This is a genomic window from Micromonospora sp. WMMA1363, from assembly GCF_030345795.1.
Classification (GTDB): Bacteria; Actinomycetota; Actinomycetes; order Mycobacteriales; family Micromonosporaceae; genus Micromonospora.
Genome location: NZ_JAUALB010000015.1, coordinates 35,909 through 51,477 on the forward strand (window position 1 = coordinate 35,909; position 15,569 = coordinate 51,477).

Annotated in this window: 12 protein-coding genes and 3 pseudogenes; 8 read left to right on the plus strand and 7 right to left on the minus strand. The window is 66.7% G+C overall.

Annotated features, from left to right (window positions below; all coding sequences use genetic code 11):
* Positions 1–563: 563 nt before the first annotated feature.
* Both QTQ03_RS29170 and QTQ03_RS29175 read left to right on the plus strand, forming a co-directional pair.
* On the plus strand, positions 564–2,204 hold the full coding sequence (locus QTQ03_RS29170) for a right-handed parallel beta-helix repeat-containing protein (RefSeq protein ID WP_289281185.1): 1,641 nt from the start codon (positions 564–566) through the stop codon (positions 2,202–2,204).
* A gap of 188 nt (positions 2,205–2,392) precedes the next feature.
* Positions 2,393–2,647 carry a hypothetical protein gene (locus tag QTQ03_RS29175; RefSeq protein ID WP_289281186.1) on the plus strand — a complete coding sequence of 85 codons (255 nt, stop codon included), beginning with the start codon at positions 2,393–2,395 and terminating at the stop codon, positions 2,645–2,647.
* Here QTQ03_RS29175 and QTQ03_RS29180 read toward each other — a convergent pair.
* From QTQ03_RS29180 to QTQ03_RS29190, 3 genes and pseudogenes are all read right to left on the minus strand, one after another.
* Positions 2,602–2,793 (minus strand): annotated as a pseudogene (locus QTQ03_RS29180) (ISAs1 family transposase); the annotation flags it as partial. The gene QTQ03_RS29175 and the pseudogene QTQ03_RS29180 overlap by 46 nt on opposite strands.
* Before the next feature lie 121 nt (positions 2,794–2,914).
* On the minus strand, positions 2,915–4,681 hold the full coding sequence (locus QTQ03_RS29185) for a reverse transcriptase/maturase family protein (RefSeq protein WP_289277102.1): 1,767 nt from the start codon (positions 4,679–4,681) through the stop codon (positions 2,915–2,917).
* A 533-nt stretch (positions 4,682–5,214) separates the two neighbouring features.
* Positions 5,215–6,289: pseudogene (locus tag QTQ03_RS29190) on the minus strand (ISAs1 family transposase); the annotation flags it as partial.
* 137 nt (positions 6,290–6,426) lie between these two features.
* Between QTQ03_RS29190 and QTQ03_RS29195 the strand changes: the two are divergent.
* The 5 genes from QTQ03_RS29195 to QTQ03_RS29215 all read left to right on the plus strand — a co-directional run bounded on the left by QTQ03_RS29195 (position 6,427) and on the right by QTQ03_RS29215 (position 10,595).
* A complete protein-coding gene (locus tag QTQ03_RS29195) occupies positions 6,427–7,149 on the plus strand; it encodes a recombinase family protein (RefSeq protein WP_289281187.1) in 723 nt (240 codons plus the stop codon).
* A 185-nt stretch (positions 7,150–7,334) separates the two neighbouring features.
* Positions 7,335–7,463: a hypothetical protein gene (locus QTQ03_RS29200; RefSeq protein ID WP_289281188.1), complete on the plus strand. Its 129-nt coding sequence runs from the start codon at positions 7,335–7,337 to the stop codon at positions 7,461–7,463.
* Between the two features lie 58 nt (positions 7,464–7,521).
* Positions 7,522–8,199 (plus strand): hypothetical protein, encoded by a 678-nt coding sequence (locus QTQ03_RS29205; RefSeq protein WP_289281189.1) that lies wholly within the window; start codon positions 7,522–7,524, stop codon positions 8,197–8,199.
* Positions 8,200–8,706: 507 nt separating this feature from the next.
* The gene (locus tag QTQ03_RS29210) at positions 8,707–9,759 is read left to right on the plus strand and encodes a ParA family protein (protein WP_289281190.1); all 1,053 of its coding nucleotides are present in this window, start codon (positions 8,707–8,709) and stop codon (positions 9,757–9,759) included.
* Between the two features lie 428 nt (positions 9,760–10,187).
* On the plus strand, positions 10,188–10,595 hold the full coding sequence (locus QTQ03_RS29215) for a hypothetical protein (RefSeq protein WP_289281191.1): 408 nt from the start codon (positions 10,188–10,190) through the stop codon (positions 10,593–10,595).
* Positions 10,596–10,761: 166 nt separating this feature from the next.
* Here QTQ03_RS29215 and QTQ03_RS29220 read toward each other — a convergent pair whose 3' ends face one another.
* From QTQ03_RS29220 to QTQ03_RS29235, 4 genes are all read right to left on the minus strand, one after another.
* Positions 10,762–11,853: an IS630 family transposase gene (locus tag QTQ03_RS29220; RefSeq protein ID WP_289278806.1), complete on the minus strand. Its 1,092-nt coding sequence runs from the start codon at positions 11,851–11,853 to the stop codon at positions 10,762–10,764.
* 491 nt (positions 11,854–12,344) lie between these two features.
* Positions 12,345–13,550 (minus strand): IS256 family transposase, encoded by a 1,206-nt coding sequence (locus QTQ03_RS29225; protein ID WP_289280611.1) that lies wholly within the window; start codon positions 13,548–13,550, stop codon positions 12,345–12,347.
* 171 nt (positions 13,551–13,721) lie between these two features.
* Positions 13,722–14,132: a PIN domain-containing protein gene (locus tag QTQ03_RS29230; protein ID WP_289281192.1), complete on the minus strand. Its 411-nt coding sequence runs from the start codon at positions 14,130–14,132 to the stop codon at positions 13,722–13,724.
* Positions 14,129–14,434 carry a hypothetical protein gene (locus QTQ03_RS29235; protein ID WP_289281193.1) on the minus strand — a complete coding sequence of 102 codons (306 nt, stop codon included), beginning with the start codon at positions 14,432–14,434 and terminating at the stop codon, positions 14,129–14,131. The genes QTQ03_RS29230 and QTQ03_RS29235 overlap by 4 nt, the downstream gene beginning before the upstream one ends.
* Before the next feature lie 337 nt (positions 14,435–14,771).
* Between QTQ03_RS29235 and QTQ03_RS29240 the strand changes: the two are divergent.
* A pseudogene (locus QTQ03_RS29240) lies at positions 14,772–15,493 on the plus strand (IS110 family transposase); the annotation flags it as partial.
* Positions 15,494–15,569: the final 76 nt, after the last annotated feature.

Consider the following 15,569-nt stretch of genomic DNA (forward strand, 5'->3'; position numbering starts at 1 on the left):
ACCTGCCAACGAGTCGTCAAACGCGCCCGGCACAACTCCTACCGCGTCAAACGACCCACCGACAAGGTCATCCGCCACGCGGGACCACCCACACCCACTCTGGCCTGCCCGAACAGCCCTATCTGAACGGCATTGCCCCATATCCGGCGAGAGCAGGACCGTTCTTCGTCCGCGACCCCGCCCCAGCCGGTTTCCAGCAGCCGTGACAGTGCCTCCCAGACGCCGCAGGCCGGCGACATCCAGCCGATCCACACCTGACAGCACTCGTTAGGACGAATACAAATGTAATACCTATACATAAACTGTCGCGTTCAGGGGAAAGGAAGCCGGGGTGGGCTATAGTATTCACTGGAAATCGGCCACCACAGTGCAACGCAAGCTTTATGATTACTCTCTTCACCCGACCGTCACTCGAGCGCTCGCGGCTTCGGCGCAGCCGCGAGAAGCTGCTTCTGGGTTACTCGTTGGATTTTCTCACAGCTAGAGAACCGATGCGCCACGCTCCGTTCCACGCCATTGCTCCGCGCAACGCTGGGACAGCAACAACAGTGAGGGAGATGGAGATGGACCGGTTCATCTATAACGCCTGCGATCATGGTATGGCTGGTGACGGGACTACCAACGACCAGCCAGCGCTGCAGCGGCTGGTCGACAAACTCGGCGCTTCCTATGCTATCGACAGCCAGCCTCGCACCATCTACTGCCCGTCCGGGTTATACTCTATCAGGGATAAAGGAACCGTGTGGCGAAGCGGTGTTTCGCTAATCGGAGCGGGTAGGGTTGCCACCCGGTTCGCCCTGGCTAATCCTGGAGACCCGACAGCTCCTACACCCCTCGCCTATTTCACCGTGCAAGAACACGGAGCCGGCCGCGACCACCACATGGCTGACTGCACTTTCGCTCACTTTGAGATCGATGGCTCGGGGGTCTACCTGCCCGAGTATAATGTGCTCGCCAAGGGCCTCGGAATCCAGTACGCTCTGCGGGGTCGTTTTCACGACCTGTACATCCACGATACGGTCGCCACGGGCTTCGGCTGCGACTTCCTGCAGGACACGTTCGTGGATAACCTGTTGGTAGAACACTGCGGACGACTGGAAAACGACCAGTGGTTGGGCGGTGCGGGCATCGGCATTGGCGTCGGCGGCTGGGGGCCAGTCGAGCGATGCTCGATCACTTCCTGTACGACAATCCATAATGGAACTAATGGCATATTTTTCGAACTGCAGCGAAATGGTTGGGTCCCGCCGCGCGGCCTTCGCGTCATCGGCTGCCATTCGGAAGGAAACCGGTTCGGCATATCCGACTGGGGAACCGACGGACTGGTCGTTTCCGGCTGCACGCTAATCGGCAACCTACAAGCCGGCTACGACGTCTCTTCCTTGGGCACTACTGGTGTCGCAGGGCGGGGCGGCATCGTGACCGGCTGTGTTATCGAAGATAACGTCAGGGACGGCGTGGCAATCGGCAACACGCCAGGCCCGTACACGATAGCAGGTAACCGCATCAGCCGAAACGGCCGCTACGGTTACTGGCAGCACAATCTCGGCGGCGGCTCTCAGGTGCCCGCTGCCGACCTCGTGATCCAGGATAATGACTTCTGGGACAACGGCCTCGAGGGTATCCTCACCGGCTCCTCACTGGTCGCCTCGACAATAGCCGGAAACCGCATCCGCAACAACGGACGACGCGCCGCACCTGCTTCGTCGGGCGGAGGAAGCGGCGTCTCCTACACAGAATGGTCCCTGACAGACGCCACTGCGGACTGGTCACCGGACGGGCACCGCGGCAAGCGCATCACCGTCGACGGACAGAATGTCATTGCGATGGGGAACGGCGCCACAGAGATTGTGCTCGCTCCGCACCGTCCAGGCGCCCTTACTGCCTGGCCGAAACGGACACCGGTGGCGGGCTCCACCTATCAGATCCCCGCCTCTCCCGCCACTAGGGCCGGCATTGCTCTGGCTGCCGCCACCTTCGACCCCACGATTCGCAACAACCGGGTTTGGGACGGCCAGGCTCATCAGACCCAGACTTACGGTCTACAAATCACCGATACCGGAACCTGCGAATCAGGATGGGTCCACGACAACCAACTGGATGGTAACGCCCTCGCCGCCACCTGTTTCGATACAGCGCCGGACGGCGGATGCTGGCACCACAACCTCGGCCTTGACGAATGCACCGGTACGGATCTTGAATGAGCCTTTTCCGTGCGCCTAGTACGGCAGCCGCCGTTTGAGATCGGGACTGAGCTGATCTCAGCGACGCGAATGTGTTGATTGGTACGACACGGGCGAACCGGGTCACGCCGGACGGTGCTGGAAGTGGGCGTGGAGCCATCGATAGACAGGTCTTTGCGACAAGATCCACGTCTTCGAGAGGGCTCCACGTGATTGCCTATCGTGCCATGGTCGACGTCCCCAGGGAACTCGTGCAGTACCTCGGCCGGCTGCTTGCCGCGCAACGCCGAGCCAAGGGGACACGGCGCGACACCCGCGCGTTGACCTGCTTCTACCAGGCACTCCTGGTGCTCGTCTGGTTCCGCAAAGGCGAGGACGCGACCCAGGGCCCCGGAGTAGTCCGGGAATGTCCGCTTGATCATGGGATGCTGTGGAGGTTGAGGGCGGCTGTGGGCGTGGTGTGAGCGCGGCGGGCGCTGGCGGTGTTGATCCAGCCGGTGAGGCGGAAGGTGCCGCGGATGATGTCGCGGAGGGTGGCCATGACGGCGGGGGTGTTGTGGGCGCGGACCTGGCTGGCGTCCTCGGCGAAGGTGACGTCTCTGATCCAGTGCGTAGGGTCGGCCGCATGGCGAGGTGCCTGTTGGGCAGGTCCTTTTCCATGCGGCCTCCCTCCGAACCGGACATGATAGTTTCCTGATCATCCGGCTCTCCAGTGACTGCTGCGTGAGCGTTCAGGCCGACTGCCAGCCCTGGATGCGGTCGTAGCATGAGCCGCAGACCACGAGGGACTTGCGGCGTCGTCGTGCCATGAGCTGCATCCAGTCGGGCTGTGCGTCTCCGGTTCTGGCGAGGTCAGCGAGTTTTCGGACGTGGTGAACCTGAATGTTGTCCGTCTGCTTGCAGATCTCGCACGTGTTCGCCAGGAGCCTGCTGATCAGCTCCTTGTGCGGGTAACTCACCTGGAGCGGCCGACGGTCGGAGATGACCGCCGTTTTCTGTCGCTTGAGTGGAATGCCCCCGAACCGTGCTACCAGTGGTTGCCTGCCGTCGCGTTCGATGCGTGCCTCGAAGCAGGTGCGCAACCCGTGCGGTGTTTCGATCTTGGCTTTGTGTCGGGCCGCCATCTTCGACACCGTCGAGTGGTGCTTGCCTGCGAGGGTCTTGAGCATGGAGGTCTTCATGACCCATTCGAGGCGGTGCAGCCGGTGAACGTCACCGGCCAGCAGGTAGTACTGGACGATGCCCCGATACTCGGCCCCGAACGTGGCGATGATTGGGTGATCATCGTTGTGGATCAGGGCACCCCGGTGGGCGGGTTTGCCGCTTGCGAGGTAACGGGAGCACTTGGCCTTGATCACGTCCTTGGGCACGCGCAGCCCGATCGCCGCGTTCGCCGAACGGCGGCCACGGACGATCCTGCGGCTGTCGTGCTGGATGGTGATGTCGTAGCCGAGGAACCGCGCCGCGCTGGAGCGGGCGTGGGTGATCAGCGTCTTCTCGTGCGACAGTTCCAGCTTGAGTTCGTCTCGCAGGAACGCCGCGAGTCGCTGCTTGATCTCCTCAGCTTCGGCCTTCGGTCCGGTGAACCCGAGTAGGTGATCATCTGCGTAGCGGCAGTAGCGCAGCCTCCGGTACTCCGGATCGTCAGGATCGGAACTGGGCAGGGTGCGCATCCGTTTGAGCAGCGTCCGGGCCTCGGCTCGGTCGCCGCGTCGACGGGCCGTCGCCAGCAGGTTGGCCACCTCAAGGTAGGCCGGGTTACGTGCCCGGCGTCCCCCTCGGGTGTACTCGGGAATCAGAACCTTCTCGACGAAGACGTCCAGCTTGTGCAGGTAGAGGTTGGACAGGATCGGGCTGGCGACCCCACCCTGCGGCGCGCCGGACAGCGTGGCGCCCCATCTCCAGTCCTCCAGGTATCCGGCGGTGAGCATGTTGCGCACCAGCCGCAGGAACCGGTTGTCGTGGATCTTCTCCGCCAGGATCGAGATCAAGATCTCGTGATCGAGACTCCCGAAACAGTCGGCGATGTCTCCCTCGATGAACCAGGCCGTTCCGGTCCAGGTGTTGGCCACCTCCCGCAACGCGGTATGGCAGCCCCGGCCGGGACGAAATCCGTGGGACCGGTCGGAGAACTGGGGCTCGTAGTAGGCCTCCAACAGCAGGCGCACCACTTCGCCGACCAGCTTGTCTGACCAGGTAGGCAGGCCGAGGGGCCTGAGCTTGCCGCCCTTCTTCGAGATCATGACCCTGCGCACCGGACGGAACCGGTAACGCTCGTGGCGCATCGCCTCGATGATGCGGCCGATCTTGCCCAGCGACATGCCGTCCACGGTCTCCTGGGTGACCCCGGGCGTCATCGCACCCTTGTTGGCGTAGATGCGTCCGTAGGCCAGCAGATACAACTGCGGGTTGAACATCTGTCGATACAGTTCTTCCAGCGGCAGGCCACGCCTGCCGCGCTCACGCAGGACACCCAGCACCGTTTCGGCGCTCTGCATTACGCATACCTCCCAGTTCTGTGGTGTCCGATCACCTGGCCCCCTTCGCCCGTGCGGACGGCTTTCCCGTCCTCCCTGGCCGGTCGTGACTCCGGCGACTACTACGGGGCCTCCGTCGCCATAGGGCTCGCGCCCGTTAGGCGATCCCACGTTCGTCCTCGTCGTACGTGACAGCGTGACGTAGGCGTCCCACTCATCTCCTTAAATGCCCTCGTTGGGCATCGCCCAGCGCCCGGAGGTTGCACCAGCCCCGTAGATACATGCCGGTGCAGAGCGCGGCGTCGGCTTCGAGCGTGGTGCCGACGGAGTCGAAATCTGCCTCGCTGGAGATTGGGCTTCAGGCAATTCAGCTTTCGCCATATCACGCGGGTCTCCCACCGCACCGCTCCTCACGCTTGGACACGGCCGATGGTTTGCTGGCATGCTCTGATCCCCTTCGCCTTTCGGCATCCGGGTAAGCCATCAGACCCAGAGATGTCCCTCCAATCTCTCCCGGCTGAGCCGGGAATACAGACGAGGCGTTGCGTGGCGCACACGCTGTTCTCGATGGTCCAGTGTTCGCGGGCCCAGGCGGCGATCTCCTCGGGTCGGGCTTGGTGGGTGGGGAGGTCGGTGATCGCGTAGACCACTTCGCTGGTCGACCTCTTCGTGCCCAGCGGGCGGCGTCTGCGGCGGATCCGCACGACTTGACGGGCGTGGGGGAATACCAGGTCATCGACGGTGACGACCTGAACCTCGCGGATCTCGGCGCGGCCGTGGCCGCGACTGCTCTGGCGATGCAGGACCGGCACCTGCTTCCAGGGCAGGCGCCGCAGCTGCGCGGCGAGTGTGGGCTGATTGTCTTTGACGGTGAACAGGTAGTGGGCGTGGCGCTGCTGCACGAGGTAGACGGCGTGGGGCGCGTTGGGCGTGCATGGCATCCGCGGTGATCACCGTGTCGGTCAGGTCGGCCGCGGCGATCTGGTCCAGCAGGGGCGCGAACTCACCGATTTCGTTGGTCTTCGCGGTGATCTCGCGGGCGGCGAGGGTGACCGCGTCGGTATGACGCACGGCGGACAGGATGAACACGCGACTGCCGTCGGGCCGTTTGGCCCCGCGTAGACATTTACCGTCCACCGCGACGGCGGCGCGGCGCGGCCGGTCAGCGGGGGCGGCACGGTGAGCGCGACGCTGTTCCCGCTCGGGCACACCATCCGGAGTCACCGCGGCGGTCGCGGACCGGGCCAGCGCGGCCAGGTGCCCGTACCCGACGCCGGTCAGCACGCCCGGATCAACCCTGGCGTAGGCGTCACGCAGGGTCCGCTCGTCAGGAACCCGGTACCGGCCGGTCAACGGGTTGAACGGGCAACCCAGCCGGGCCAGTTCCCGCTGTTCACAGCGTCGGACCCACTCCGCGATCGCGGTCAGCGAGTTGTGGCCGGCCGCGCTCATCGCGCACACCCCGATCGCCAGCAACGTCGCCAACCGGTACCGCACACCACGAGGATCACGAGGGTCGGCGACCTGCGCCAACCGGTCCAGCAAGCCCGCAGACGGTGAATCGGCACCGATGGCGGCAGCCGCGGCGTGCCCCGCCCCGGCGATGAGCGATGATGACACAGCGAGCACGACACCCTTGGTGAGTCTTGAAGCGTAGACAACTTCATGATCCACAGGTGTCGTGCTCGCTCCTCATCCGGTCACGTCCCTCAGGACAACGTCAGGCCAAAAGGGACATTCGCGGACTACTCCGGGGCCCTGCGGGCGTGAGCGACCCCGAAATCCGCGATGCCGACGATGTTGAGCGCCACCCGTGCCCCCGCTGCCACGTCGAGCCCGGCTCACCGTGCCGGTCGCGCTCCGGGGCGGTCGCCGGCACGTACCACACCGGCCGGTTCACCAAGGTGCCCCGACTCGCCAAGGCGCTGCGCGTGCCCGCCCCCGCCGACCGCGGCCCCGGCCAGCCATGGCGGCCGGGTACCCCGCCGCCGGTGCCCCTCGCCCCGGACACCCCGAGCGCGGACATCCGGATCGGCTACGCCAGGTGCAGCACCCTGACCCAGGAGTTGCAGACGCAGCTCGACGCGCTCGCCGCGCACGGGATCGACCCGGACAAGGTGTTCGCCGAGAAGATCAGCACCCGGGTCCGGGTCCGCCCCAAGTTCGAGGCCGCGCTCGCGCTGGCCCGGCAGATCAAGGCCCACGCCCCGCACTGCCGGGTCATCCTGACCGTCTACGAGATGAAACGTCTCGGCCGCGACGCCGCCGAGCTCACCGCTCTGGCCGACCACCTGACCGCGCACGGCCTGGTCCTGGAGATGCTCGCCGGGCCGCTGCCCGGCATCTACGACCCCACCGAGCGCCGCGGCCACCCGGGGCAGGCTCGCCGCGAGGGGTCCCGAAGCCGGCTCGTCACCCGAGCCGGGCGATCGCCCGCCGTGGTGACGAGCCACCGTACCAACGGACATCCGTGCCCGCTTCGCCGGTGACGAACGCCCGCCGCGCATACGCCGACCAGGGCTGACCGGCCACTGCCACCCGGCCCGTTCACGCGGCATCGACAAGGCCCTACAGGCCGCCAAGACCGGTCGGGAGGCCGGGCTACGCCGGTCGCGCGGCACGGTGACCTGGTCGCGGTCGTCGGCGCGGGCCTGGGCGGCGATCAGGAGGCGGTGTGGGCGTGGTCGATCAGGGCGGCCAGGATGTCCAGGGCGTCGGCCAGGTGGCCGGCCTGAACATCCTGGTCGGCGTGGTGCAGCGGCCCTGGTGTAGTGGGGTGATGTCGGAAGCGGCGCGGGCCTAGGCGCGGCCGGTGGCGCAACGTTCGGTTCTGTCAGGCGGCGGCCCTGCTCCACCCGCGTGTGCCAACCAAGGGCCTCGGCGCGGCGCCACGCGTCGGTGACCGGTCGGGTGCTGTCGCAGCTGGCCAGCTGCGCGGTGGCGGCGCGGCCGGGCATCGCGCGGCGGCCGGAGCGGCGGTCGGCGTTGACGGCCGTGACGCCGCAGACCATGCCGAGGGCGGAGCGGCGACCACGGCGGCTGGTCCGCGCGGCCGCGTCGCGGGCCAGCAGATCCGCGAGCAGCCACACCGGCCAGCCCCAGCTGTCACCGGCGTGGAACGCGGTGAGGGTCTCGGTGAGCCGGTCGGTCCACGTCGTCAGCTCGGCCACCCGCTGCTCGGCGTCGGTTCGCTCGGCGAGCTGCGCGAACCGCGCCTCGACGGCGGCGGTCTCCAGAGCCTGGGCGTGCTCGTGGTCGGCGCGGGCCTGCGCCAGCCACGAATAGCCGCACAACCAGCACGTCGGCACCGACTCCGGCTCGCCGCACGCCACGCACCCGGCCGGCTCGCCACCATCACCGAGGCGCACGCGCAGCTCGGCCACCAGACGGCGCCGGTGCGTCGCCTCCCGCCGGTGGGTATGGCTACGCCAGCACGGGATGCACAGCGGGTACGAATCGGCGCCGTCGCGAGGCAGCCCCTGCTTGTCGCGGCCGGCGGCCGCGCAGGCGACGCACGGCGTCTGCAGGCCGGTCGGTAGACCGGACGGCGGCAGACACCAGCCGGGGCGACCAGGCGCGACTGTCCGCTGCTGGTGGTCTCCACCAGCAGCGGCTGGCCGACCAGGTGCACCCGACAGCGGGTACGCCCTGGCACGACCAGTACCGCGCACCCGTGGTGCAGCAGTCGGTCTGCCTGCGCATCTCGCAACCGTTGCGACGGCAGGCACCACGTCTAACCTGCTAGAACAGGCTCCTTCACCGATAGGTCTGCCGATGTGCACGCAGATCGGCTCATCCACTGTAGGAACGACTGGTTGTAAGATGTGAATGGCGACCTTACTTGAGGCAGTGGCCAAAATCGTCAGATCAAGTTGGTACCGATAACACGAGGATGCGGCGTATCGCAAGGTTCTGCTATCGATAGGGCAAGAGGCTGAAAGAAAGTCTGAATAACAGCCACGACAGGCGAGGCTCGGGTGGAGGCATGGCGTGTCAGCTCTGGTATAACCAGGGCCATACCGCAACCCGTCAGGTCAGGGAGACAGATGCGAGGCTCACGGAGCAGGGACGAGGAGTTCTGGGAGAACGTCCTGGAGCGCCTACACGCGGCTCGGCGCAAGCTAACGCGAGTAGTGATCTTACTGAACGGCAAGGGAGGAACTGGCAAGACTACCTGCACTGCCAACTTCTCAGCCGTCCTGGCGCAGGTGGCGACAGAGAGCGGCTCCGCAAAACGGGTACTGGCGATGGAGTTCGACCCTCAGGGGAACCTCAAGTCAGAGTTCGGACAGATGGGGAAGCCAGGAGACGACGACGGCAAGAGCATCCTCGCTGCGGTCATGGGAACGGCGCCGCTAGCGCCCATGCGGGAGGTTCGCCCTCATCTAGACCTGCTCCCCAGTGGGGAACAGCTCAGGCGGGTAGTGCGGAACCTGGCCCCAGCGAACGAACATGAACGAGTCGAGCTGTGGCTGAGCTTTGCTGAGGCGTTGGCCGAGATCGCGGATGAGTATGAGTGGATCCTGGTGGATTGCCCGCCCGGCGATGAGGCGCTGCAGAAGCTCGCAATGGCGGTGGCGCGCTGGATCGTCATTCCCACCGTTTTCGACAAGGCGAGCCGGTATGGGCTTGAGCAGGTGGGGCATCTCCTCCAGGACCCCGACGTCGACAGGTTCAACGAAGACGTCGATGTTCTCGGCGTGCTGATGTTCGCCTTCGAGCGGCGCGAAGCCCGCGCGATCAAGGACGACACTGGCGAGATCGTTGATCAGAAGGAGGTGGGCCAACGATCCCGTCTACGCAGGGCCCTCGAAGAGGATCTAGCGCGAGGCGGCTCCCCAGCCCCCGTCTTCCAGACCGTCATCAGCAACTCGAGGGTCGTCGGCGAGACGTGCCGTGAGCTGGGCATGGTGGCATACGAGCTCGCTGACTCTGTTCAGAGTCCTCAATGGCCGCAGCTCCGCAAGGAACTGGCCGGAACCCTCGGTGGGCTGGTGTCCATCACTGACACGACCGCAGAGGCATTGGCCGCTGACTACGAACAGGCGGTCCAGGAGATCTTCGGCCGGGCACTCAAGGAAGAGGCGGTGAACTCGTGACATCCGAGCCGACCACGACGCCTGCGCCTACGCCCCGCCTCAGTCGCCGCAAACGCGACAAGAGCGGGCTGCACGCTGCTCTTAGGCCAGCCGGTTCGCCGCCGGGCACCGCTGATGGCGCGTCGAAGGGGACCGAGGAGCCGGTCGAGGCCCCTCCTGCGCCGAAGGCTCCCGCGCAGGGCGAACCGCCTAGCCATCAGGCTGCTGTCATCCCGCTGGCAGAGCGGTCTGAGGTCCTTGGCGAAAGGGACAGCGGCGCTGAGCGGCTGGAACCCTCGGACTCGAAGGAGTCTCCCGCTCCCGTCACCGGGCGCCACAGCCGGGACAGGCCAGAAGCGCGCTCACCGCGCACCGAGAGCGCTGGCGAACGGTCGGGTTCCGCGGCATCGGCCGCGCCCCCAGCTCGATACGGGGCTGCCAGTGACGCCGTGCTGGTCGAGCCATCGCTGCAGGTATCGATCTACCTCGACCGCGATGCCGCAGCGGCAGCCAAACGGCTGTCGGCCGCCCGTACCGTCACATACGCAACCATCGTCATGGATGCGATCGATGTGGCCATCGACAGCGATATGCTGGAGCAGGTCGTGCGAGACCGGCAGATCGTCGAACGTCCGGCGGGCAGCCGTTTCCCGCCACGGCGGGCAAGCCGACGCCCCTCCCGCAACGTCGGAGGCCCGAGTCGGGTCCTGTGGCCTGTGCAACTGACGAATAGCGAGCTCGCCGTGCTGGAGGATCTCGTAGGTCAGGTGGGCGCTGCATCTCGCTCGGCTCTTGTGTCCGCTGCAGTTGAGTGGTATATCCAGCTACCTCGCGTCAGGCGGATGAGCGGCCAGTGAACCGCGCCAGCGACACCGCTGGCAGTCAGGGGCCGGTTTCGCAGCGGCGGCCGCTGCCCGGCACCAACTGGAACCAGGACCCACGCCCGTACGTGTGGACCAAGACCGCGGACGAGATCCTCGACAGCATCGCAGCACTTTGTAAGCGAACCTCAAGCGCGGGACACTAGTGTCCTGCGCCGGAAATTCGCCTACAAAATCGTGCGAGTGATTCGAGGATCTCTTCGGCCGTCTTTGTCCAGGTGAACGGCCGTGGGTCGCGGTTCCAGTCGGCGATCCAGGAGCGGATGTCGGCTTCCAGGGCTTGGACGCTTTTGTGGGCGCCGCGGCGGATCTTCTGCTCTGTGAGGTGGCCGAACCAGCGTTCGACCTGGTTGATCCAGGACGAGCCGGTCGGGGTGAAGTGCATGTGGAACCGGGGGTGGCGGGCCAGCCAGGCCCGCACGGCCGGGGTCTTGTGGGTGCCGTAGTTGTCGCAGACCAGGTGCACGTCCAACTCGGCTGGCACCGCTTTGTCGATGGTGGTCAGGAACTTCTTGAACTCGACGGCGCGGTGCTGGCGGTGCAACTCGCTGATCACATGGCCGTCGGCGATGTTGAACGCGGCGAACAGGCTGGTGATCCCGTTGCGGGTGTAGTCGTGGGTGCGCCGTTCGGGCATGCCGGGCATCATCGGCAGGACCGGCTGGGACCTGTCGAGTGCCTGGATCTGGCTCTTCTCGTCAACGCAGAGCACGACGGCCCGCTCGGGCGGGTTGTGGTAGAGCCCGACGACGTCGACGACCTTCTCGATGAACAGCGGGTCGGTGGACAGTTTGAAGGTCTCGGCACGGTGGGGCTTGAGGCCGAAATCCCGCCAGATTCGCCCGATCGTGGACTTCGATAACCCCGACTTCTCGGCCATCGACGTGCGCGACCAGTGGGTGGCGTTGCGCGGCGCCTGCTCCAACGTCGTCACCACCACGTCCTCGACCTGGTCGAGGCTGATCGACGGCGGGCGGCCTGGTCGCTGCTCGTCCATCAGTCCGTCCAGCCGCAGCTTCAGAAACCGCCGCCGCCACTTGCCCACCGTGGACAAATGCACTCCGAGATCCCTTGCGACGTCGGTGTTCGACGCACCGTCAGCACACGCCAGGACGATCCGCGAACGCATCGCCAGGACCTGCGACGACTTCGCCCGACGTACCCACCGCGTCAACGTCGCTCGCTCTTCGTCGGTCAGCGTCACCGGCGCAGTGGGACGCCCAGTTCTCGGCATCCCGTCACCCTACCCACTTATTAGGCGAATTTCCGGCGCAGGACACTAGCCACCGCCCGCACCGAGTGGGACGAGCGGGACCAGGCCGCCCGCGCCGAACGGGCCGGACGCGGATCCACCCGGCGTGCGGCCCTCACCGCTACGGCGGACGCCGCCCGGGGCGACCACACCACCGCCCGCGCGATCTCGGCCGCCGAAGTGGACGACTGGCCCGAGGCCACGCAGCCCGGATCCGGTGCGCCAGGCTGAGGCGCACCGTGGGCACGTCTCGCACCTGTCGCACACCAGCCCCGGCCAGGTGGTCCGGCGGCGGCCGCCGGCCCGCGCAAGGCAACACCCGCGCCGGCCGGGCCGTGTCCATTTCTACTACCGAGTGGCGTGGTCACCGCCCGCGCGCGGTCGCGGTGACGTCCCGACCTGCTCGCGCCGGCGCGGCCGCCCGCCGTGGTCGGGAGTGTCAAGTTAACGGCTGATCTTGGTTGTTGAGGTGGTCAGTTGTTGGCCGGGGTGAGCCGGCCTTCGAAGGCGATCTGGAAGGCGTTCAGTGGTGCTTTCCAGCGCATGGTCCAGCGTCGGCGGCCGGCTCCGGTCGGGTCGAGGCTCATCAAGGCCATGTAGACGCACTTGAGTGCGGCCTGCTCGTTCGGGAAGTGGCCACGAGCTCGCACGGCCCTGCGGATACGGGCGTTGACGGACTCGATCGCGTTCGTGGAGCAGATGACCTTGCGGATCTCCACGTCGAAGGCGAGGAACGGCACGAACTCCGCCCACGCGTTCTCCCACAGCTTCACGATCGCCGGATACTTACGGCCCCACGCCTCGGCGAACTCGAGGAACCGCTCGGTGGCGGCGTCCTCGGTCGCCGCGGTGTAGACCGGCCGCAGCGCTTTGGCGATCTTGTCCCAGTCCTGCCGGGCGGCGTAGCGGAACGAGTTGCGCAGCAGGTGCACCACACACGTCTGCACGATCGTGCGCGGCCACACCGTCTCCACCGTCTCCGGCAGTCCCTTGAGCCCGTCACAGACCAGCATCAGCACGTCGGCCACGCCGCGGTTCTTCAACTCGGTGAGCACGTGCAGCCAGTACTTGGCGCCCTCGCCGCCGTCACCGGCCCAGATACCGAGGATGTCGCGGTGGCCGTCGACGGTGACCGCCATCGCGAGGTAGATCGGCCGGTTCGCGACCTGACCGTCCCTGATCTTGACGTTGATGGCGTCGATGAACACGACCGGGTAGACCCGGTCCAGGGGCCGGTTCTGCCACTCGGCCATGCCGTCCATGACCTTGTCGGTGATCGTGGAGATGGTCTGCTTCGACACCTCAGCGCCGTAGACCTCAGCCAGGTGCGCGGCGATCTCGCCGTGGGTCAGGCCCTTGGCCGACAGCGACAGGACCATGTCGTCGACGCCGGTCAGACGCCGCTGCCGCTTACGCACGATCTGCGGCTCGAACGTCCCGGCGGCGTCGCGTGGGACCCGCACCTCGACCGGCCCGACGTCGGTGAGCACCGTCTTGGTCCGGCTGCCGTTACGGGTGTTCCCGCTACCCCGACCCGCCGGGTCGTGCTTGTCGTAGCCGACGTGGTCGGTGATCTCCCCATCCAACGCCGACTCGAGGACCCGCTTCGTCAGCTGCTGCAGCAGCCCACCCTCGCCGGTCAGCTTCAACCCGTCACCACGAGCCCGATCGACCAGCATCGCGATCAACTGCTCATCCGTGACCGCACCCACCGGCTCCACGGCCGGCTGTCCCACGGTGGTCTCGGTCGTCATCTGGCGTCTCTCCCTTGATCGGTCGATCAGCCGTTATTTGTACAGTCCCTTGAGACAGGGCCGTTATTTCCAGTGTCCCCCGGGCAGCTCATCCGGTCACTGCGGTATGTAGATGACCGGAAGGTGGCCCTCTGGGCCGTACCGGTTGGCGTCCGCGCTCAGGATTGACGCGCGGTGCTCCAGCGCCGCCAGCACCGTGGTGGCCAGGTCCCCGCGGCCGGTCACCGCGCGCCAGTAGGCCAGTTCCCGCCATGTGTCGCCCCGGGTGGGCAGCACCAGGCAGGCGTCCCGGCCAAGTAGCTGGCGCAGCACCTGCCAGTCCTTGCGGTCGGTCACCAGCGTCTCGGCCTCTGCCACGGTGACGGCGGTGACCCCGAACAGGTTGCCGTCCTCGATGACCTCGTGTAGCGGTTCACCCACGTGGATGGAACGGTTCACGGCGTAGGCCACCAGCGCCGACCGGTCCAAGATCAGGGTGACCGGTGACGGCCCCTGGTCAGGGGTCACGCGGCCGGTGCCTGCGGTTCGGCCTGCTCACCCCGGGCTGCGGCGCTCACCCGCTGTTCCAGGGCCGCGTAGCGCTCCTGCGGCCATTGGGCCTGCATAACGTACCGGCGGGCGCGGGCCTCGGCCACGCCTCGTTGAGTGACGTGGATGCCGGCTGCGGCTAGGTCGCGGCGCAGGGCCTCCAGCCGTATGTGGGTGCGGACGCGTTCGGTGACGAATGCCGATGCGTTCTTTTCGTCGGCAAGGCGTTCGGCCACGTCCGGGGGTACGGAGATAGTCAGCCGATGACGTTCGTCTTTCATACTCCGAGCGTACTCCTGTCATATCCGCTCGGTGTAGGCGACACCACACATCCACCCGTAGAGCGGCGCAGCACCAAACCATCGGGCAGGATCCCGACCCGTTACCTTTTTGATCGTCCCCAGCCGGGGACTGCTCGGTCGCCCGGCTCGGTATGACTAACCGCCCCTGTCGTACGCATGATCCGGGGGGTGTTGTCGCCGGGCCGGGTGGCGTCGGCGGACCGCTGATAGGGACCCGGCCGCCCCGCGTGCGGGGTAGGTCTCTTCGTAACGTGGATGCCGGCAGTCCGACGCTGACCAGCGGCCGAGCCACGGTAGCAGTTGGGGAGGCACAGCGTTGTACGACGAGTACGGCGTCTTTATCGGACTGGATGTCGGCAAGGAAGGACACCATGCGGTCGCGCTAACCCCGGAAGGGAAGCGGCTGCACGACGCTACGCTGCCCAATACCGAGGCCGGCCTGCGGAAACTGTTCGACAAGCTCGCCCGGCACGGCCGGGTCCTGATGGTGGTCGACCAGCCCGCATCGATCGGCGCGCTGCCCGTGGCGGTGGCCCGCGCGTGTGTGGGCATCAGGTGGCCTACCTGCCCGGCCTGGTCATGCGCCGACTGGCCGACCTGCACCCCGGCACCGCGAAGACCGACGCCCGCGACGCCTACGTGATCGCCGACGCCGCCCGCACCCTGCCGCACACGCTGCGTCGCGTCGACGCCGGCGACGACGCCCTCGCTGAGCTGGAAGTCCTGGTCGGCTACGACGACGACCTCGCCGGCGAGGTCACCCGGATCTCCAACCGGATTCGTGGTCTGCTCACCCAGATCCACCCGCCGCTGGAGCGGGTCCTGGGCCCGAAACTGCAGCATCCAGCCGTGCTGGAGCTGCTGTCGCAGTGCGGTGGACCAGCCGGGCTGCGCAAGGCCGGCCGGACGAAACTGGTCGAGATGGTCAAGAAGCGTGCGCCACGCATAGGCGTACGCCTGGTCGCGCAGATCCTCACCGCGCTCGACGCGCAGACCGTCGTCGTGCCTGGCCTCGATTCGTCAGAGGGTTTTGATCCCTCGCCGTCCGTTTCGGTTTGACCGTTTTGTCCCACGCGGTTGGGGGTCGGGGTCGGCGCGTGTCGCTGCGCGGGCG